General features: G+C 71.0%; 12 protein-coding genes. 9 read left to right on the forward strand and 3 right to left on the reverse strand.

Annotated features, from left to right (window positions below; translation table 11 throughout):
• Positions 1-81: 81 nt before the first annotated feature.
• The gene (locus tag ABZ928_RS16745; RefSeq protein ID WP_361518815.1) at positions 82-2490 is read right to left on the reverse strand and encodes an ATP/GTP-binding protein; all 2409 of its coding nucleotides are present in this window, start codon (positions 2488-2490) and stop codon (positions 82-84) included.
• 286 nt (positions 2491-2776) lie between these two features.
• On the opposite strand from ABZ928_RS16745, the gene gabT reads away from it, so the two are divergent.
• Both gabT and ABZ928_RS16755 read left to right on the forward strand, forming a co-directional pair.
• Positions 2777-4111, forward strand: coding sequence for a 4-aminobutyrate--2-oxoglutarate transaminase (gene gabT / locus ABZ928_RS16750; RefSeq protein WP_361518816.1), 1335 nt, complete (start codon positions 2777-2779; stop codon positions 4109-4111).
• A gap of 223 nt (positions 4112-4334) precedes the next feature.
• Positions 4335-5144 (forward strand): phosphatase PAP2 family protein, encoded by an 810-nt coding sequence (locus tag ABZ928_RS16755; RefSeq protein ID WP_361518818.1) that lies wholly within the window; start codon positions 4335-4337, stop codon positions 5142-5144.
• A 104-nt stretch (positions 5145-5248) separates the two neighbouring features.
• Here the strand turns inward: ABZ928_RS16755 and ABZ928_RS16760 are convergent, their stop codons facing one another.
• The gene (locus tag ABZ928_RS16760; protein ID WP_361518820.1) at positions 5249-5701 is read right to left on the reverse strand and encodes a hypothetical protein; all 453 of its coding nucleotides are present in this window, start codon (positions 5699-5701) and stop codon (positions 5249-5251) included.
• Between the two features lie 294 nt (positions 5702-5995).
• On the opposite strand from ABZ928_RS16760, the gene ABZ928_RS16765 reads away from it, so the two are divergent.
• Positions 5996-7441: an aldehyde dehydrogenase family protein gene (locus tag ABZ928_RS16765; protein WP_361518821.1), complete on the forward strand. Its 1446-nt coding sequence runs from the start codon at positions 5996-5998 to the stop codon at positions 7439-7441.
• 158 nt (positions 7442-7599) lie between these two features.
• On the opposite strand, the gene ABZ928_RS16770 is transcribed toward ABZ928_RS16765, so the two are convergent.
• Positions 7600-10434: a glycoside hydrolase family 3 C-terminal domain-containing protein gene (locus ABZ928_RS16770; protein ID WP_361518823.1), complete on the reverse strand. Its 2835-nt coding sequence runs from the start codon at positions 10432-10434 to the stop codon at positions 7600-7602.
• Between the two features lie 325 nt (positions 10435-10759).
• Between ABZ928_RS16770 and ABZ928_RS16775 the strand changes: the two genes are divergently transcribed.
• The 6 genes from ABZ928_RS16775 (at position 10760) to ABZ928_RS16800 (ending at position 20930) form a co-directional block, all read left to right on the forward strand.
• Entirely contained in the window at positions 10760-12460 is a 1701-nt protein-coding gene (locus ABZ928_RS16775) for an extracellular solute-binding protein (protein ID WP_361518824.1), read from the forward strand.
• 27 nt (positions 12461-12487) lie between these two features.
• Positions 12488-13519, forward strand: a complete 1032-nt coding sequence (locus ABZ928_RS16780; RefSeq protein WP_361518826.1) for an ABC transporter permease subunit — start codon at positions 12488-12490, stop codon at positions 13517-13519.
• Complete coding sequence (locus ABZ928_RS16785) at positions 13516-14460, forward strand: carbohydrate ABC transporter permease (protein ID WP_361518827.1); 945 nt, start codon at positions 13516-13518, stop codon at positions 14458-14460. The genes ABZ928_RS16780 and ABZ928_RS16785 overlap by 4 nt, the downstream gene beginning before the upstream one ends.
• A gap of 127 nt (positions 14461-14587) precedes the next feature.
• Positions 14588-16789 carry a 1,4-beta-glucanase gene (locus ABZ928_RS16790; protein WP_361518829.1) on the forward strand — a complete coding sequence of 734 codons (2202 nt, stop codon included), beginning with the start codon at positions 14588-14590 and terminating at the stop codon, positions 16787-16789.
• Positions 16786-18756, forward strand: coding sequence for a beta-galactosidase (locus tag ABZ928_RS16795; protein ID WP_361518830.1), 1971 nt, complete (start codon positions 16786-16788; stop codon positions 18754-18756). The genes ABZ928_RS16790 and ABZ928_RS16795 overlap by 4 nt, the downstream gene beginning before the upstream one ends.
• Complete coding sequence (locus ABZ928_RS16800) at positions 18753-20930, forward strand: glycoside hydrolase N-terminal domain-containing protein (RefSeq protein WP_361518832.1); 2178 nt, start codon at positions 18753-18755, stop codon at positions 20928-20930. Before ABZ928_RS16795 ends, ABZ928_RS16800 begins: the two co-directional genes overlap by 4 nt.
• The last annotated feature ends 39 nt before the right edge of the window (positions 20931-20969 follow it).

Raw genomic sequence — 20969 nt, forward strand, 5'->3', positions numbered from 1 at the left:
GTATGAACGGCCTACGCCGATTCTGCCTCACCGTACGGTCACCGGGTCACCGCAAGACGCCCGGCCCGCCCGACCCGCCCCCTAACCGCGCAGATCCACCAGCAACGGCGGTGCGTGCTCCCCCCGCACACTGGCCAGCGACAGCACCGCGTGCCCCGGCGGCACCCCGTGCGCCAGCTCCGACGCGGACCACCGCTCGCGTTCGACCTGCCGTACGGTCACGGCCTCCGTGGTCACGGCCTTGCCGGTGACGAGCTTGCGCAGGGCGTGCATGACCCGGGTCATCGGCTGGTCGGCGAAGACGGTGTGCTGGGCGACGTCCTTGGTCTCCACCCACTCCGTGCCCCACGCGTCGGCGAACCGGCTGCCGTCCCAGGTCGTCACCCCCGACAGGGCCATACGGCAGCCGACCGCCCCGTACAGCGGCCCGTGCAGCGCCTCGGGAACGTCGGAGACCGAGCGCAGCGCCAGCACGACCCCCGCGTTCTGCGAGCGCAGCCGCTGGATCCGCCGTACCGAGCCGGGGGTGACGGTCCCGGTGGCGTCGTCGAGGACGAGGCCGACGAAGTGGTCGCGGGCGCTCTCCTGCGCGACCCGGGTGAACTGGGCCAGCACCAGCCGGGCGATCAGCCGCCCGGCCTCCTCGTGACCGTGTTCGGGCAGGTCGATACGGACCCGCAGGGGGTGGTGGGCGACGGCACGCAGGGAGAAGGGGCGGAGGACGTCGCCGCCCGGGCCCTCACCCCCCGCTCCGAAGAACCCGTCGAAAGCCGGCCGGTCCAGCAGGGCCAGCCGGTCGGCGAGCGCCGGACCCGGGTCGCCGGGCGCGCCGGTCTGGCGGGCGCGGGCGTCGAGTTCGCGGCGCATCCCGGCGTGCCGGTCGGCGGCCAGCCGTGCCCGCAGGTCGGCGAGGGCCGCAGGGTCCCCCTCCAGCAGTTCCCGCAGGACGGGCAGGGCCGGGAAGCGGCCGTACGCGGCCCGGTACGGCCCGAGCAGCTGGGCGAGGGGGCGTACGGCGCGGTCGGCGCCCCCCGTGTCGAGGTCCCCGGCGAGCGCTTCGGCGAGGAACCCGGCCGCCTCGTCGGGGTCGTCGGACTCGGCGTACGGGTCGAGGTCGTGCACGGAGGCGGGGTCGCCGATCCGTACCACCACGTCGTAGGCCGTGTCGGGCCCGAGCGGGGTCCCCGTACCGCACACGGCGACGACGGCGCAGTCGCCGGTGAGGGCCTGGAGGGCCAGGGACTCGGCGACCGGGGCGGTCACGTGCCGGGTCTTGCCGGCGCCCGAGGGGCCGACGACGAGCAGCGAGGTGCGCAGGTTCTCCGGGCCGAGCGCCGCGCCGACCCCGCCGTAGGGCAGGGGGGTGCGCTCCGCCTCGGTCCAGCGGCCGATGCGCACCTGGCCGGTGAGCAGGTCGTGGCGGGCGGCGCGCCGGGACAGGTCGCGGGCGCCGGAGGGGTGGGTGAAGGCCGCGGCGCCGTGCCGCAGCACCGCGTCGGTGAAGGTGTCCGGGCGTCCCTGGTTCCGGGCCCTGCTCCAGGCGTGCTCGATGCGGGCGCAGTCCACGTCGTTCATCCGCCCGGCGAGCAGCTCGGCGGTGAGCAGGTCGGCGATCTTGTGCTCTCCGGCCTCGCGCAGCTCGGGCCAGCGGGAGCGGGGCTGCGCGGTCACCGGGGCCGCCTCCTGCCCCTGCGCGGCGCGGCGGCGAGCGGCGAGCCAGGTGCGGGCCAGCGGAAGCCAGGCGCCGAGCCGGGCGAAGGGCCACAGGACGAGGACGACGACGGCCGTGTCGATGAGCTCCTTGGACGGGGAGCGGTACACGCCGTACCCGTTGGTGATCAGCACGAGCAGGGAGAACAGCGGCGTCACGACGGGCACCGGGTCCCAGCCGACGCCGGGGAAGGCGCCCGGGAAGACGAAGGCGAGCGCGATCAGCGCGCCGAGGGCGGCGATGAGGGCGCGGGCCGGCTGGTGCTTGCGCCCGACGACGTGCCGGGCGACGACCGCCCAGCCACCGAGCCGGATCACGGCGAAGACGAGCACGGCGAAGGAGAGGCCGGCGTAGACCTCCAGGGCCTCCACGCCCGGGTAGGGGACCGCACGTCCCGCCAGCTCCTTGGGGCTGGCCAGCGTGCCGCCCCACCACCAGTCGTCCGGCGTGAACAGCCGCAACACCGTGAACTCGTACGGGACTTCGCCGCGCCGCCAGAAGGACCACACCACGAGCCCCACGACGAGCGGGATCAGCATGCCGGCGACGGTCACCGGGGCGAGCCGCTCCGCCTTCCGGGCCGCCTTCGGACGCTCGTACCCGAACCGCCAGATGCCGGGCTCGGCCTCGGGGCGCTTCTCGTCGAGCCAGTGGGCCACCTGTGTGCCCGGGCTGTGCCCCGGCTGCGGCGGCACCCTCGGCACGCCCGGTGGCCCCGCCGGACGCGGCACCGGGTTCGCGTGCGTACCCCGTGCGTCCTGCGTCCCGTCGCTGTCCATCGCCCCTGCTCCCTGACCAGCCGTTCCGTCCACCGTCAGCGGTCAATCTAACGCCCCCGCAAGGGGAGTTCACCGCTTACACGGCCGAGGTCCACGGAGCGGACGGGCCCGGCGGCCGGAGCTCGGTCACGTTCCGCCGCGGGTTCCCCCTCACCCGGCCGCTATGTCCACTCCGGACAACCCGCTCCGCTGACACCGCCCACATGGAGCATGCCCACCTCCCACTCCCGGTCCTAGCCTGCGAGAAAAGACAAGAAAGCGTCCGCAACACCCCCAGGAGCCCCTCATGAGCGCACTTCCGCAGGAGCGCCGGATCGTCACCGCCATTCCCGGCCCGAAGTCGCAGGAGCTGCAGGCCCGCCGTGTCGCCACGGTCGCGCAGGGCGTGGGCTCGGTGCTGCCCGTGTTCACCGCGCGGGCGGGCGGCGGCATCATCGAGGACGTCGACGGCAACCGTCTGATCGACTTCGGTTCCGGCATCGCGGTGACCAGCGTCGGCGCCTCCGCCGAGGCCGTCGTACGCCGCGCGAGCGCCCAGCTCGCCGACTTCACCCACACCTGTTTCATGGTCACCCCGTACGAGGGCTACGTGGAGGTCGCCGAGGCCCTCGCCGAGCTCAGCCCGGGTGACCACGCCAAGAAGTCCGCGCTGTTCAACAGCGGTGCCGAGGCCGTCGAGAACGCCGTCAAGATCGCCCGTGCGTACACCAAGCGCCAGGCCGTCGTCGTCTTCGACCACGGCTACCACGGCCGTACGAACCTCACGATGGCGCTGACGGCGAAGAACATGCCGTACAAGCACGGCTTCGGCCCGTTCGCGCCCGAGGTCTACCGGGTGCCGGTCGCCTACGGCTACCGCTGGCCGACCGGCGCGGAGAACGCCGGTCCCGAGGCCGCCGCGCAGGCCATCGACCAGATCACCAAGCAGGTCGGCCCGGACAACGTGGCCGCGATCATCATCGAGCCGGTGCTCGGCGAGGGCGGCTTCATCGAGCCGGCCAAGGGCTTCCTGCCCGCGATCCGCCAGTTCGCCGCCGACAACGGCATCGTCTTCGTCGCCGACGAGATCCAGTCCGGCTTCTGCCGTACCGGCCAGTGGTTCGCCTGCGAGGACGAGGGCATCGTCCCCGACCTGATCACCACCGCCAAGGGCATCGCGGGCGGTCTGCCGCTCGCCGCCGTCACCGGCCGCGCCGAGATCATGGACGCCGCGCACGCCGGCGGCCTGGGCGGCACGTACGGCGGCAACCCGGTCGCCTGCGCCGGTGCGCTCGGCTCCATCGAGACGATGAAGGAGCTCGACCTCAACGCCAAGGCCAAGAACATCGAGGCGATCATGAAGGCCCGCCTCGGGGCCATGGCCGAGAAGTTCGACATCATCGGTGACGTACGGGGCCGTGGCGCGATGATCGCCATCGAGCTGGTCAAGGACCGCGCCACCAAGGAGCCGAACGCGGAGGCGACCGCCGCCCTCGCCAAGGCCTGCCACCAGGAGGGCCTGCTGGTCCTGACCTGTGGCACGTACGGCAATGTGCTGCGCTTCCTGCCGCCGCTGGTCATCGGCGAGGACCTGCTGAACGAGGGCCTCGACATCATCGAGCAGGCCTTCGCGCGCATCTGAAGCCACACCTGACGCCCCACGGGAAACACTGGCACCCGCCACTCCCGTCACAGCCGCCCCAGGCCTGAATCCACAGCGGATTCCGGGTCTGGGGCGGACGCCGTCAGAGCGTGTGAAGAACGTGTGCGAGGTAGCGTCAAGGAAGCCGATCCGGCTGTCGTACACCCATCGCCTGCCGTAGGTTCTAGACCAGATGAGAGATACACCCCGCCCACAGGGGACTGTGGGCGACTTCAGGCCGGGGCCTCCCCAGCTTCGACCTGGTCGTGCCATCGCGCACACAACCGGAGCCTCCGGCTCCGGATCTCCTCACCGATCGGACGGTCACGCGCCCCAAACCCCCCGGGGCGCGCGGCGATCCGATCCGGACGGCCGCCCCGGAACCACCCCCCCTGTTCCGGGGCGGCCGACCTCCTTCTTCGCACTCCTCCTCGGCCTTCCGGCCGTCCTCTTCGCGCTGATCACCTGGCAGGTAGTGGCCGACGGCCCCCTCGTCGGGCTCGACGAGCGCGTCAGCCGGGCCCTGGTCCACCCGGACCGCCCCTCGGAACTCCTCACCGACCTCGGCAACGTCCAGGTCGCGGTCCCGGTCCTCGCCGCCGTGCTGCTGTACGTCGCCCTGCGCGCCCGCCGCACCGGTACACACCGCTGGTGGCGGGAACCGGTCGCGGCGGCCGTCCTGATGGCCCTGGTCCCGGCACTGATCATCCCGATCAAGGAACTCACCGCCCGCCACGGCACCCCGGTCATGCCACCCGGCAGCGGCTACTACCCCTCCGGCCACACGGCCACGGCGGCCGTCGCCTACGGCGCCGCGACCATGCTCCTCATCCCGCACGTCTCCCGTGCCGTCCGTCGAGCACTGCTCCTGACCTGCGCGGTGCTCGTCCTCGGCGTCTCCTACGGGCTGGTGCGACGCGGCTTCCACTGGCCACTGGATGTCGTGGCCAGTTGGTGTCTGTGTGTGGTCCTGCTGTCCTCGCTGTGGCTGGTCCTCGGGCGGGGGACGCCCGACGGCCGACCGCGGAAGTAGCCGCTCGAACCTGGGATGACGTCGTCCGCGTCGGCCGCACGGGCGGCCGACGAGTCAGTGGATGCGGTGATCCGGACGCGGTGATCGTCCGCGGACTGCTGTCCCTACTCGCCCTCCTCCGTCGCCAGACCGGCCGCCGCCTCGTGCATCGCCAGTTCGAGCAGCGCCGGATCGGTGAGGGTGCCGGAGCCGTCCGGAGGGACCAGCCACCGCACCCCGCCGGTGGAGCGTCCCGGATACGGCACGACGATCCAGGTCCCGGCACCGGCCGTACGGATGCCGGTGCCGACCCAGCGGGCGGCGGTTCCCGGAGGCACGAAGAAGCCCATCCGGGCATCTCCGAAGTCGACAAGCACCGGCCCCGGCTGATCGATGATCCGGGTCAGGACGTCGAGCGTGGGATAACCGAGCTCACCCGGCAGGATGAGCACGTCCCAGGCCTTGCCGGCGGGCAGCAGGGCGACCCCGAGGGGATTGCGCTCCCACTCCCAGCGGCAGGCCTCGGGATCCGGCGCCACCGATGCCAGCCACTCGACCGCCGTCTTCGCCCCAGTCATGAGAAGACCTCCCTTTCCTTCGTGTACGCGTACGTGGATCGCGTCACGAGGGAGAGGGAGGTCCAGGGTGGGCATTACGCGGGTTCGGCCATCCAGTTGGAGTGAACTGGGTCACGTGCGGCGGGCAGGTGAAACGATCGCCGTTCGAGCAGCCGGTTCCGGCGGCTCCAGTCCGCCAATCCGGCGTATCGCCGTCGCCCACTACGACGAGTCGGACAAACGACCCCCCGCCTCCCCACCCCTACCGTGGACCCCGAAAGCCAACGCACACCCCCAACGCGGAAGGGCCGGGACATGACTTCCACCCACGCCTTCTGGCTCGCCGGCCGCCAGGTCACCGGCGAGGCCAGCTTCGATGTCAGCTCGCCGTGGGACGGGCGGGTCGTCGGCAAGGTCAGCGTGCCGAGTGACGCGCAGATCGAGGAGGCCGTCGCCGCCGCGTACGCGGTGCGGGACGAGTTCGCCGCCACCCCGGCGCACGTCCGGGCCGCCGCCCTCGACCACGTCAGCCGGCGGCTCGTCGAGCGCACCGAGGAGATCGCGCGGCTCATCTCCGCGGAGAACGGCAAGCCGATCAAGTGGGCCCGCGGCGAGGTCGGCCGGGCCGTGTCCGTGTTCCGGTTCGCGGCGGAGGAGGCCCGTCGGTTCAACGGCGGCGAGGCCCAGCGCCTCGACACCGACCTCGGCGGCCAGGGGCGGCTCGCGCTCACGCGGCGGTTCCCGAAGGGCGTCGTCCTCGGCATCGCGCCCTTCAACTTCCCGCTGAACCTGTGCGCCCACAAGATCGCCCCGGCGATCGCGGCCGGTGCGCCGATCATCCTGAAGCCGGCGCCCGCCACCCCGCTCTCCGGCCTCATCATCGGCGACCTCCTCGCCGAGACCGAGCTGCCCGCCGGGTCCTGGAGCATCCTCCCGGTGCCGAACGACCGGATGCCCGCCCTCGTCCAGGACGAGCGCCTGCCGGTCATCTCCTTCACCGGCTCCGAGAAGGTCGGTTACGCGATCATGGACTCGGTGCCGCGCAAGCACTGCACCCTGGAGCTCGGGGGCAATGGGGCTGCCGTCGTCCTCGGTGACTTCGCCTCCGACGCGGACCTCGACTGGGCCGCCACCCGTATCGCCACGTTCTCCAACTACCAGGGCGGCCAGTCCTGCATCTCCGTGCAGCGGGTCATCGCCGACGCCTCCGTCTACGACCGGCTGCTGCCGCGCGTCGTCGCCGCCGTCGAGGCCCAGGTCACCGGTGACCCGAGCGACGACAAGACCGACGTGGGCCCGCTGGTCAGCGAGGACGCCGCCAAGCGCGTCGAGGCGTGGGTGAAGGAGGCCGTCGAGGCCGGCGCCACCCTCCTGACCGGCGGCGACCGCGACGGAGCCTCCTACGCGCCGACCGTCCTCACCGACGTACCGGCCGACACGACGATCTCCTGCGAGGAGGTCTTCGGGCCCGTCCTCACCGTGCAGAAGGTGGACGGGGAGGCGGAGGCCTTCGCCGCCGTCAACTCCTCCAAGTACGGTCTCCAGGCGGGCGTGTTCACCCACGACCTCCAGGCCGCCTTCCGTGCCCACCGCGCCCTTGAGGTCGGCGGCGTCGTCATCGGCGACGTGCCCTCCTACCGCGCCGACCAGATGCCGTACGGCGGTGCCAAGCAGTCCGGAGTGGGCCGCGAGGGCGTGAAGTTCGCGATGGACGACTACACCTACGAGCGCGTCCTCGTCCTCACCGGGCTCGCTCTCTGAGGGGCTCGGGAAGGACTCACTGAGGGACCCCTCTAGCTAATGGGAACCATTTTCAGGTAGAGTCGCCGCAGTGACGCTGGCCAGCGGACCCCGAAAGGGCCCGGCACCGATGCCTTCCGGTGCCGGGCCCCTTCACTGTGCCGGTCTCCTCCGGACCCTCAACCGGAGAAGCCGACGCGCGCGAGCCGCAACGGGCCGCGCAGTCTGAGGCGGACGTCGTGCACGCCGGACGCGGTGAACGCGGCGCGCAGACTCACATAGTCGTACGGGCTCGGCGTGGGCGCCCGCGGTGACAGCACCGCCAGTGCCGGGCCGCCGTCGAGCGAGATCTCCACCGTGCCCTCGCCCGCCACGGTCACCGTCACCTCCGTGACACCCGCCCCGAAGTCGCAGGCGCGGTAGACCAGTTCGCCCGACCGGCCCGCCACCGGTGTCACCGCGTCGCCCGACACCTTCGTACGGTCGACGATCTCGACACCGCCCTGCTCGTCGAAGTCGGCCCCGTTCAGGCCCTGTTCGGCGACAAGGCGCGGTCCGCCCGGATCGCCGTCCAGGACGACCGTCGTGCGCAGCCGGATGTCCTCGCTGGAGGAGCCCGCCATCAGGTCGTACGGCCCCGGCTCCAGACGCCACCGGCTGTGCGCCACGTCCCAGAACTCCAGGGCGGACAGCGGGACTTGGAACGCCAGCTCCGCCTTCTCGCCCGGAGCGAGGGTGATCCGGCGGTGCGCCACCAGCTCGCGGCGCGGGCGGGGGACTGAGGGGTCGACGGCCCGGGTGTAGAGCTGGGCGACCTCGTCGGCCGTTACGTCACCGGTGTTCATGACCGTGAAGGAGACGTGCAACGCCCCTGACTCCGTACGGGACTTGAGGTCGGCGTAGGAGAAGGACGCGTACGACAGGCCGTGGCCGAAGGGGAACAGCGGGGTGCCCTCGTAGTACAGGTACGTCTGGCGGCCGCCGAGGATGTCGTAGTCCAGGAGGTCGGGGAGGTCGGCGTCGTCGGCGTACCAGGTCTGGGGGAGGCGGCCCGCGGGGGAGACGTCGCCGGCCAGGACGCGGGCCAGGGCGGTGCCGGACGCCTGGCCGCCGTGGGACATCCACAGGGCCGCGCGCAGGGGCGCCGGTTCGAAGGCGTACGGGTACGCCGAGACCAGGGCCAGGACCGTGTTGGGGTTGGCGGCGCGGGCGGCGCGCAGCAGGCGGTCCTGGTGGGCTGGGAGGGCGAGGGTCGTACGGTCCTCGGTCTCGCGGCCGGCGATGTGCGGGTCGTTGCCCGCGATCACCAGGACGACATCGGCCCCGGCCGCGGCGCTCGCGACCGCGTCCTTACCGTGTTCCGTGATGATCAGCTCGAAGATTTCCGCGTTCTCGTCGGCAACCTTCACTCCGTCGGCGGCGACGGAGACGTGGCGACCCGTGCCGACATGCCGGAGGAGGTGTCCGTTCTCATGGGGTTCGAGCCGGAACGTCTCCTGGACGACCCAGCCGCCGGGCTGGTCGGCGGCGGCGCGTACGTAACCGTCCTCGGCGACCGAGAGATAGCGGCCGTCGGGGGCGCGCAGGGTCAGGACGCCCTCGCCCCAGTCGACCAGGGCGAGTTCGGTCCCGACCGCGCCCGTGGTGAGCGGGGGCAGGTCGGTGCGGCCGGCAAGGAGCGCCGGGTCGAGGGCGCCCTCGGCGCCGCGCACCTCGTCGTCGGCGTCCGCCTCCGGCACCCGCAGGAAGGTGCCGTCCGACGCCTTCAGCAGGACCCGGTCCACCCCCTCCGCGAACTCGATCCGCTCGGCGCCGAACCGCTCGTACAGGCCCTCCAGCGGGGTGGAGCGGTGGATCAACGTGCCGCTGTACCAGTCGAGTTTGCATTCGTCGGCGAGCAGACCGACCACGGCGAGACGGGTGTCAGGGGCGAGCGGCAGGACGCCGTCGTTGCGGAGCAGGACCACCGACTGCTCGGCCGCCTCCCGCGCGAGGGCGCGATGGGCCGGGGTGTCGAAGTCGTGGGTCACGGTGTGCGGGTCGTACTGCGGGTCGAACTCGCCGAGCCGGAAGCGGACCGAGAGCTGGCGGCGGACCGCGGTGTCGATGTCGGCCTCCGTCAACAGGCCTTGTTCGTATGCCCTCTTGATCCGGCCGACCATCGTCGAACTGTCCGTGCCGTGGTCGGTGAAGCTGTCGACTCCGGCGAGGAGCGAGGCGGCGGTGGCCTCCTCGTGGGTGTCGAAGTAGTGCTCGAAGTCGACCAGGTTGGAGGGCGCGCCCGCGTCCGAGCAGACCAGCAGGTCCTCGTCCGTCCAGGTGCGCAGCTGCTCGCGGAGATACGGACTGACGTGGTTCGGGCGGCCGTTGACCAGGTTGTACGCGGGCATGACGCCCGCCACCGCACCCGCCTCGACCGTCTCCCGGAACGCGCGCAGGTCGTACTCGTGCAGCACGCGCGGACGCACCGAGCTGGACGAAGTCGCCCTGTCCGTCTCGTTGTTGTGGGCCAGCCAGTGCTTGAGGACGGGCGCGGTGCGCCAGTAGGTGGGGTGGTCGCCGCGCAGGCCGTGGGTGTACGCGGTGGCGATCGCCGAGGTGAGCTTCGGGTCCTCTGAGTAGCCCTCCTCGTTGCGGCCCCACAGGGGGTGGCGCAGGAGGTTCACGGTCGGGGACCAGACGTTCAGGCCGACGCGGTCGTCGCGGGCGCGCATCGCGCGGACCTCCTTCGACACCGCCTCGCCGACCCGCCGTACGAGATCCGTGTTCCAGGTCGCGCCCAGGCCCACCGCCTGCGGGAACACCGTCGCCGGGCCCATCCATGCCACGCCGTGCAGGGCCTCCTGGCCGGTGCGGAACGCCTCGATGCCGAGCCGCTCGACGGCCGGGGCGAACTGGTGCAGGAACGCGGTCTTCTCGTCGAGGGTCAGCCGCGCCAGCAGATCGTCGATGCGCTTCGCGAACGGCAGCTGCGGATCGCGGAACGGCGGCGTGGGAGGCGTCTGTGCGGTCACGTGGGGGTCCCCTTGGAGTGGAGCGGCAGAGCGCTTTCGAAGCGCTTCGATGCTCATTCGACACCGGGGTGGGTGTCAAGACGCCGGAGCCGCCACTTCAAGTGGTGCATAAGAAAAGGTCACCTCCCAAGCCTCCGAGGAATCTTGGAAGCGACCCTTGTGCACCCACAGGGCTTCACTTAACCTCACAGCAACATCGAAGCGCTTCGACTACACGGTGACCGTAGAAACCGAAGGATCGCTTCAGCTCAGCCAGTTCCACTCAAGACACCGCAGCCGACGGCCCACCGCCGGGTGTCCTGGTGCGCCATGAAGGGTTGACGCAATGACGCCGAACGCCGCTTCCCCGTCTTCTGGCTCCTCCGGTCCCAGCCGGAGAAGCTTCCTCGCCTCCACGGCGGTCGCCACCGCAGCGGTGGCCGGGGGAATGCCGCTCCTCGCCGCCTGCGGCGATTCGGACAGCGGATCGCGCGACGGCACCACATCGAGCAAGGACGCCAAGAAGATCCTGCCGGCCTATGTGGCCAGCAACGTGGTGACGCCGGACATCCCCGCCCAGAACGGCTCCGCGGTCGGCTTCACCGGCAAGCTGGACCTCTCCACCCTGAAGACGTCGGTGGAGAAGAAGCTCGGCAAGGGCGGCAAGGTCACCATCATGTCGCCGTTCTGGGGCTCCCCGCCGAAGCAGGACAACGCCTACTACACGGCGATGAACGACCTGATCGGCGTCGACGTCGTCTGGCGCAACCAGGACGGCAACACCTACGACCAGAAGCTCGGCGCGGTCCTCGCCTCCAGTGACATCCCGGACGTGGTGGTCGTCCCCGGGTGGAACATGGGCGGCAAGATACCCAGCGCCATCATCAGCAAGTTCGCCGACCTCGGCCCCTACCTGTCCGAGGACAAGGTCAAGGAGTACCCGAACCTCGCGGCGATCCCGACCGACGCCTGGCGGCGCTCCATTTTCGGCGGGAAGCTGCGCGGCCTGCCGATGCCGGCGCCGTCCGCCCCCTCCATGGTGCCCCTGTACCGGCAGGACATCTTCGAGAAGCAGGGCTACGACATCCCGAAGTCCTGCGACGAGTTCATGGCGCTGGCCAAGGAGATCACCAACGCCAAGGCCAAGAGGTGGGCCTGCCTGGACATGAAGTGGACCGCCTTCCAGGCCTTCGGAGTGCTCTCCGGTTCGGAGAAGCCGCTCGGCTGGAACCTCGTCGACGGCAAGCTGGTCTACCGCGTCGAGACCGACGAGTACCTCGAAGCGCTCGAATGGTCCCGCAAGCTGTTCGAGGCGGGCGTCGTCCACCCCGACTCCAAGATGGGCAAGAACGCCCCCGACCCGGGCCCCAAGTTCGCGGCCGGCGAGTTCCTGATCTACCCCAACAACATCTCCCAGTGGTGGGGCCGCACCGCCGAACAGGCCCAGCAGAACCCGGACTTCAAGATCTGGGGCATGGACGTCTGGGGCCACGACGGAGGCAACCCCGCCCTGTGGGCCGAACAGCCCGCCGGCATCTTCGCCTTCGTCAGCAAGAAGGCCTCCGAGTCGGTCATCCGCGACGTGCTCGCCGTCGCCAACGTCACCGCGGCGCCGTACGGCACCAAGGAGTACATGATGACCAACTACGGCGTGGAGGGCACCCACTACACCGTCAAGGACGGCGTCCCCACCAAGACCGACCAGGGCAACATCGACGTGATGAACGCGTACGTCATGGTCGCGAGCCCCGCAGCGACCATCGCGCACCCGGACTTCCCCGAGGTCGCCAAGGGGCAGGTCGAGTGGGAGCAGCGGATGGGCGCCTTCGCCAAGAAGTCCAGCTTCTGGGGCATGCAGATCACCGAGCCGAACCGCTTCACCAACCTCTCCAACGACTTCGAGCAGCTGGAGGACGACATCGTCCGCGGCCGCAAGAAGATCAGCGACATGCAGCAGGCCGTCTCCGACTGGAAGAGCAAGGGCGGCGACAGACTGCGCGACTGGTACAAGCAGATCCTCGACGAGAACGGCACCGCGGCCGGCTGACCGGATACCGAGGCAAGGAGAACGGCCGTGTCCCACAGCACGGTGCCTCGGAGCAGGACCGAGGCCGACCCGACGACGAAGACCCCGGTGGCGTCCGGCGGCGCCACCGGCTCCCGTGACCGGCGCCGCGGCAGAGTGAGCCTGCGGCTGAGGTTCAGACGCGACCGCGTCCTGATCCTGATGACGCTGCCGGCCGTCGTCCTCGTCCTGCTCTTCAACTACGTGCCGATCCTCGGCAACGTGGTGGCCTTCCAGGACTACGACCCCTACATCAGCGACAACGGGGTCGTGTCCATGCTGCACAGCCCCTGGGTGGGGCTGGAGAACTTCCAGCGGATCTTCGAGGACTCGTCCTTCTGGTCGGCGGTCCAGAACACCCTGGTGCTCTTCTTCCTCCAGCTCCTGCTGTTCTTCCCGATCCCGATCCTGCTCGCGCTGCTCATCAACAGCGTGGTCAGGCCCCGGGTACGGGCCATCGCCCAGGCCGTCCTCTACCTCCCGCACTTCTTCTCATGGGTGCTGGTCATCGCGGTCTTCCAGCAGCTGCTCGGCGGCGCCGGACTGCTGTCGACGCTGCTCCGCGACCACGGCTACGACGGCCTCGACATCATGACCGACCCGAACACCTTCAAGTTCCTGGTCACCGCCCAGTCGGTGTGGAAGGACGCCGGCTGGGGGATCATCGTCTTCCTCGCCGCGCTGGCGTCCGTGAGCCCGGACCTGTACGAGGCCGCCGCGATGGACGGCGCCGGACGCTGGCGCCGCATCTGGCACGTCACCCTTCCGGCGCTCCGTCCGGTCATCGCCCTGCTGCTGGTGCTGCGCGTCGGCGACGCGCTGACTGTCGGCTTCGAACAGATCCTGTTGCAGAGAGACGCCGTGGGACCGGGCGCCGCGGAAGTCCTCGACACCTTCGTGTGGTGGAACGGCGTCCGCAACCAGGACTTCGGCTACGCGGCCGCCGCCGGACTCGTCAAGGGCGTCATCAGCATCGGACTCGTCCTCGCCGCGAACAAGGTGGCCCATCTCATGGGCGAGCAGGGGGTGTACAAGAAGTGAGCGCCGTCATCGACAAGGTCGAGCAACCCGTGGACAAGCCCGGCTGGTGGGCCGCGCCGCCCCGGCCGGTCTGGGAGGAGCCCCCTTCGAAGGCGGGGCTGGCGAGCAAGGGGCTGGTGCTCGGCATCGCGTGCCTGGCGATTCTCTTTCCGCTGTGGATCGTGGTCGTCACGAGCCTTTCGCCCCGCAAGACCATCGACGAGGCCGGCGGTCTGGTGATGGTGCCGAAGGGCATCACCTTCGTGGCCTACCAGGAGCTGCTCAGCGGGGGGCAGGTCACCCGGGCGGCGATCATCAGCGTGCTGGTCACGCTGGTCGGTACGGCGTTCTCGATGACCGTGTCCGTGCTGTGCGCGTACGGGTTGTCGCGGTCGGGCTCGCTCGGGCACCGGTGGCTCCTGATGCTCCTGCTGGCGACGATGTTCTTCAGCGCGGGGCTCATCCCGACGTATCTGCTGGTGCAGACCCTCGGGCTGACGGACAGCTATCTCGCGCTGATCCTGCCGAGTGCGATCAGTGTCTTCAACATCCTGGTGCTGCGCGGGTTCTTCATGGGGATCTCGTCGGAGCTGATCGACAGTGCGCGGATCGACGGGGCCGGGGATTTCCGGATCCTCTGGCAGATCGTGATGCCGCTTTCGCGGGCGGTGCTCGCGGTGATCACGCTGTTCTACGCGGTGGGGTACTGGAGCGCCTGGTTCAACGCGTCCCTCTATCTCAACGACCAGGACATGATGCCGCTCCAGAACGTCATGATCCAGCTGGTGCAGAAGCAGGAGGCGCCAGTGGGGCTGGGGCAGGCGATCAAGACCGGGCAGTTGTCGGGGCTTGCCGTGCAGATGGCTGTGATGGTGATGGCGTTGCTGCCGGTGGCGGTGCTTTCGCCGCTCGTGCAGCGGCATTTCAAGAAGGGCATGCTCACCGGCGCGGTCAAGGGTTGACCGGGCGCCCACTCGGCGGGGGACTGCTGTTCGTCGGCGGCTGCGGGTTCGTTGTGGCTGGTCGCGCAGTTCCCCGCGCCCCTTAAGTAAGTCACCTGATCCCTTCTCGTCTAGCGAGGTATGTGTCATGCGCGCGCCACACCTGAGCCGTCGTACCGTACTCGTCGGGACCGCGGCAGCTGCCGCGCTCACGGCCGTTCCCTCTCTTCAGGGGAGCGCTCAGGCCGCCACCCCCACCTACCGCTGGCGCAACGTCGTCCAAGGCGGCACCGGATTCGTCACCGGTGTTCTCTTCCACCCCTCCGTCCGTGGGCTCGCCTACGCCCGTACCGACATCGGGGGCGCCTATCGGTGGGACGACTCCGCCGCGCGCTGGACGCCGCTCACCGATCACCTCGGGTGGGACGACTGGAACCTGCTCGGGGTCGAGGCGATGGCGGTCGACCCCGTTCATCCGAACCGGCTGTACCTCGCCCTCGGCACGTACGCGCAGTCCTGGGCCTCCAACGGGGCCGTGCTGAGGTCCGACGACCGGGGTGCCACCTGGGCCCGTACCGACCTCACCGTGAAACTCGGCGCCAACGAGGACGGGCGGGGATGCGGGGAGCGGCTGCTCGTCGATCCTCGGGACAGCGACACGCTGTGGCTCGGGACCAGACACGACGGGCTGCTCAAGTCGACGGACAGGGGCGCTACTTGGGCCGCCGCCACCGGGTTCCCGGGCACGCCCAGTGCCTCCGGGCAGGGCGTCACCCTCCTCGTCGCCGCCGGGCGCACCCTCTACGCCGGCTGGGGCGACTCCGACGGGACCGCCGCCAACCTGTACCGGACCGCCGACGGGACCACGTGGGAGGCCGTGCCCGGGCAGCCCTCCGGCACCGCCGCCAAGGTGCCGATCCGGGCCGCGTACGACAAGAACACCCGTGAGCTGTATCTGACGTACGCCAACGCACCCGGGCCCAACGGGCAGTCCGACGGCAGTGTGCACGCGCTGTGCACCGCCAACGGGAAGTGGCGCGAGGTCACGCCGGTGAAGCCGGGCGGGACCACCCCCGACGGCGGCACCGACTCCTTCGGGTACGGCGGGGTGGCCGTCGATGCCCGGCGGCCGGGCACCCTCGTCGTCTCCACCAACAACCGGTGGGCCCTCGTCGACACCGTCTTCCGGTCCACCGACGGCGGTCGCTCCTGGACCTCCCTCAAGGACTCCGCCGTCCTCGATGTGTCCGAGACTCCTTATCTCAAGTGGGGCGCCGACGCGCCCAAGTTCGGCTGGTGGATCCAGGCGCTCGCGCTCGACCCGTACGACTCCCGGCATGTCGTCTACGGCACCGGCGCCACCCTCTACGGCACCCGGGACCTGAAGCACTGGGCCCCGCAGATCCGCGGGATCGAGGAGGCCTCCGCGCGGCTGCTGATCTCGCCTCCGGCCGGGGAGGCGCATCTGCTCAGCGGGTGCGGGGACATCGGCGTGATGTACCACGAGAAGCTCACCGCGTCCCCCTCGCGCGGCATGGCGTCGAACCCCGTCTTCGGGACGGCGACGGGACTCGCGCAGGCCGCGGCGAAGCCGGCGTACGTCGTGCGCACCGGGTGGGGCGACCACGGCAACGGGGCGTACTCGAACGACGGCGGGCAGACCTGGACGCCCTTCGCGGCCCAGCCCTCCCTCGCCAAGGACGCACCGGGGCCGATCGCCGTCAACGCGGACGGCAGCGCCCTGCTGTGGGTCTTCGTGCACTGGGACGGCACCAAATACCCGGCCCACCGCTCCACCGACAACGGGGCCACCTGGACCGAGATCCCCTCCTTCCCGAAGGGCGCCACGCCGGTCGCCGACCCGGCCGACCCGACGCTCTTCTACGCATACGACACCGACACAGGAACGCTACTCGCCAGCACTGACAGTGGCCTCACCTTCACCGCGCGTGCGGCCGGACTGCCTTCCGGCGACGTCCAGTTCGAGCTCGTCGCGGCGCCCGGACGCTCCGGTGACCTCTGGCTCAGCCTGAAGGGGAACGGGCTGTACCGGTCCACCGACGCGGGCGTCAGCTTCTCCAAGGTGACCAGTTGCCGGGCCTCGTACGCCCTCGGCTTCGGCAAGGCCGCCGACGGTGCCGACTACCCGGCCCTCTACCTGGTCGGCTCCATCGAGTCGATCACCGCCGTGTACCGCTCCGACGACGAGGCGAAGAGCTGGGTGCGGATCAACGACGACCAGCACCAGTGGGGCTGGACCGGTGAGGCGATCGCCGGTGACCCACGGGTCCACGGGCGCGTGTACCTCGCCACCAACGGGCGTGGCATCCAGTACGGGGAGCCGGTGTGACGCCCTCGCTCGGTGACGCCACCCGCGGCCGCATCCTCTTCGGCGGTGACTACAACCCCGAGCAGTGGCCCGAGGAGACCTGGCTGGACGACCTCCGGCTGATGAAGGACGCCGCGGTCAACTCCGTGACGCTGGGGGTCTTTTCCTGGGCTCGGCTCGAACCCCGGCCGGGGGAGCGGGACTTCGGCTGGCTCGACCGGCTCACGGACCTGATGCACGAGCACGGCATCGGGGTCGTCCTCGTCACCCCGACCGCCTCGCCCCCGCCCTGGCTCGGGCATCTGTACCCCGACACCCTCCCCGTCGACCAGGACGGCCGGACCGAATGGTGGGGCGGACGGCAGCACTTCTCGCACTCCAGCGCCGTCTACCGCCGGTACGCCGCCGCCATCACCGAGGACCTCGCCGCCCGCTACGGCGGCCACCCGGCCCTCACCATGTGGCACATCAACAACGAGTACTGCACCTACGACTGGGGCCCCGAGGCCGCCGCCCGCTTCCGCCGCTGGCTCCAGCACAAGTACGGCACACTCACCGCTCTCAACGAGGCCTGGGGAACCGCCTTCTGGAGCCAGGGCTACGGCGACTGGAGCGAGGTGCACACGCCGAGGCACGCGCACTACCTCAAGAACCCGTCCCAGGTACTGGACTTCAAGCGGTTCACCTCCGACATGCTCCTGGAGTGTTACGTCGCCGAGCGGGACATCGTGCGGCGGCACACCCCGCACCTCCCGGTCACCACCAACTTCATGCCGCTGTGGGCCGGGCAGGACGCCTGGCGGTGGGCCGAGGAGGAGGACGTCGTCTCCGTCGACCTCTATCCCGATCCGCGCGACCCACTCGGCGCCCAAGCCGGTGCTCTCGTACAGGACATGACCCGCTCGCAGGCCCGTGGCCCCTGGATGCTCATGGAGCAGGCCGCCGGTCCGGTCAACTGGCGGGGCGTCAACCACCCCAAGCCGCGCGGTCTCAACCGCCTCTGGTCACTCCAGGCCGTCGCCAGGGGCGCCGACGCCGTCTGCTACTTCCAGTGGCGGCAGTCCCGGCAGGGCGCGGAGAAGTTCCATTCCGGGATGGTCAGTCACGCGGGGGAGCGGGGACGGACGTACCAGGAGGTCAAGCGGCTCGGTGCCGAACTGGCCCTGATCGGTGATGAGGTGACGGGAAGTCATACCGGTGGCGATGTCGCCGTCCTGCACGACTGGCACTCCTGGTGGGCCGGTGCCCACGAGGGCCGGCTCTCCAGCGAGGTCGACTATCCGCAGGTCCTGACCGCCTGGCACCGGGCTCTCTGGGAAGCCCACCTCGCCACCGACTTCGCCCACCCCGAGCACGACCTCACGCCCTACCGGCTGGTCGTCGTCCCGCAGCTCTACGCCCTCACCGACGCGGCGATCGAGAACCTCCTCGCGTACGTCCGCCAAGGGGGCACCCTCGTCTCCGGCTTCCTCACCGGCGTCGCCGACCAGGACGACCGGGTCAGGCCCGGCGGCATGGACGTACGCCTGCGCGAGCTGTTCGGCATCCGCACGCTGCACGAGTGGTGGCCGCTGGACGCGGGGGAGACCGTCGAGTGCGACGGGTTCCGCGGCACCCTGTGGTCGGAGGAGATCGAGGCCGATTCGGCCGCGGTCGTGGCCGCCGCCTTCAAGGGCGGTGAGCTCGACGGGCTGCCCGCCGTGCTGCGCAAGGGCCGGGCCCGCTATCTCGCCACCCTGCCCGAGCCGGACCAACTGCGCGCGCTGCTCGCCGAGTTCGCGGCCGAGGCGGGCGTGCGGCCCGTGCTGGAGGGGCTTCCGGCGGGCGTCGAGGCCGTACGGCGGGGTGAGCTGCTCTTCGTGCTCAACCATGGCCGCGAGTCGGTGACCGTTCGAGTTCCGGGCGCCTTCCGTGATCTCCTGACCGGCATGAACGTCACGGACGACCTCACGCTCGACCGCTATGGAGTGGCGGTGCTGAAGCCATGAGCCTTGTGCACGGCACCTGGGAACCCCGACCGGCCGCCCGCTGGGAGGACGGCTTCCTGAGCGGCAACGGCCGTCACGGCACCCTTGTGTTCGGTGACCCGAACGACGAGCGGGTCGTCGTGACCCATCACACCCTGGTCCGCCCCAACGGATCCGAGGACGCCCGCCCGCCGGAGCTGGCCGCCGGCCTCTCCGACCTCCAGAACCGGCTGCTCGCCGGGGAGCTCGACGCCGCCGAGCGCTTCACGGACGGCCGGGACCTGCTGTGGGTGCAGCCCTTCCACCCGGCCTTCCAGATCCGGCTGCGCGGGGCGACGGCCGGGGAAGCGCCCGGCTACCAGCGGTCCGTGGACTTCGCTACGGGCGTCACCCGCACCTCGTACGAGGGCTGGGACAGCGAGGTCTTCGTCTCCCGCACCGACGACGTCATTGTCCAGCGGGTCACCGCGACCGACCTCGACATCTCCCTGGACCACCGGCTGCCGGGCGCCCCCGAGGACCTCGGCGTCGGCCAGGGCGCCGTCCTCACCCCCGGGGGCGCCCTGCTCACCCTGCGCGCCCGCTACCCCGGCGGCGACCGCGCGTACACCGGCGTCACCCTCGTCCAGGTCACCGGCGGCACCGCCACCCTCACGCCGCCCGGCCTGCGGATCAGCGGCGCGGAGTCGGTGCTGCTGCTGACCCGCGTGGTCCGGCACACCGGCGAGCTGGACGTGATGGAGGAGGCCCGTGCCCTGGGCGACCTCCCCCCGGACTACGCCGCTCTCCTCGACCGCCACACGCCGCTCCACCGCACCGCCTACGAACGCGTCACCCTCGACCTGGACGCCGACCCCGCCGAACGCGCCCTCCCCGGCTCGGAGCTGCTCGAACACCCCGACAGCCCCGCCCTCATGGAGCGCCTCTTCGCCGCCGGCCGCTACCACCTGCTCTCCGCCAGCGGCCTCTTCCCGCCCCGCCTCACCGGCCTGTGGACCGGCGACTGGGACACCGCCTGGTCGGGCGCGTTCACCAACGACGCCAACGTCAACCTCCAGACCGCGTCCGCCGCGTCCGCCGCCCTCCCCGAGGTGACCGAGGCGCTCGCCTCCCTGATCCAGGGGCAGCTGGCCGACTGGCGGGAGAACGCCCGCGCGATCTTCGGCGCCCGCGGGATCTGCGCCCCGCCGCACAGCGACGGCGAGTCCGGGCTGACGTACCACTTCGAGCGCGAATACCCGCTCCACCTGTGGACCGCGGGCGCCGACTGGCTGCTCAAGCCGCTCGTCGACCACGACGAGACCACCGGCACCCGCGACCCGCGCACCGCCGCCGCGCTGGCCGAACTCGCCCTGTTCTACGAGGACTTCCTCACCCGGACGGATGCCGAGGGCCGTCTCGTCGTCGTCCCCTCCTACTCGCCCGAGAACCGTCCCGCCAACGCCAGCTGGGGCGCGATCAACGCGGCGATGGACCTCTCGGCCGCCCGGCACGCCCTGCACACGGCCGCCGACTACCACCCGCAGGACGCGGACCGTCTGCGTGCCCTCGCCGACCGCCTCCCGCCGCACCGGATCAACGACGACGGTGCCCTCGCCGAATGGGCCTGGCCGGGCCTGGAGGACACCTACGACCACCGCCACCTCAGCCACCTCTACGGCGTCTGGCCGCTCGACGAGATCAACCCGTACGACACCCCCGAGCTCGCCACCGCCGCCCACCGCGCCCTCGAACTGCGCGGCGCCGAGAACGACTCGGCCCACGGACACCTGCACCACGCCCTGATCGCGGCCCGCCTCCGGGACGGCGAACGGGTCGCGCACGCCCTCGGCCAGGTCCTCAAGGGCGACTTCTTCCACGCCTCGCTGATGAGCGCCCACTACCCGCACCGCCGCACCTACAACGCGGACGCCGCCCACACCCTCCCGGCCGTCCTCGTCGAGATGCTCGTGCAGTCGACCCCGGACCGGCTGGTCCTCCTGCCCGCGCTGCCCGACCGGTACCCGAAGGGTCAACTCCTCGGCGTCCGCACCCGGTTCGGCGCCGAACTCGACCTCACCTGGACCCCGCGGCAAGCGACCGCGGTACTGCGCCCCACCCGCAGCCACCGCGTCGAACTCAGGACTTCCTCCGGCACGGAGCCGCTCGACCTCGTCGCCGGGGAAGACCACGTCCTGCGTCTGGAGGCGTGGTAGCCACCCCGCAATTCACCCCCGCAATTTCCCCCCACCCAT

The organism is Streptomyces sp. NPDC046909, from assembly GCF_040644695.1.
Classification (GTDB): domain Bacteria; phylum Actinomycetota; class Actinomycetes; order Streptomycetales; family Streptomycetaceae; genus Streptomyces.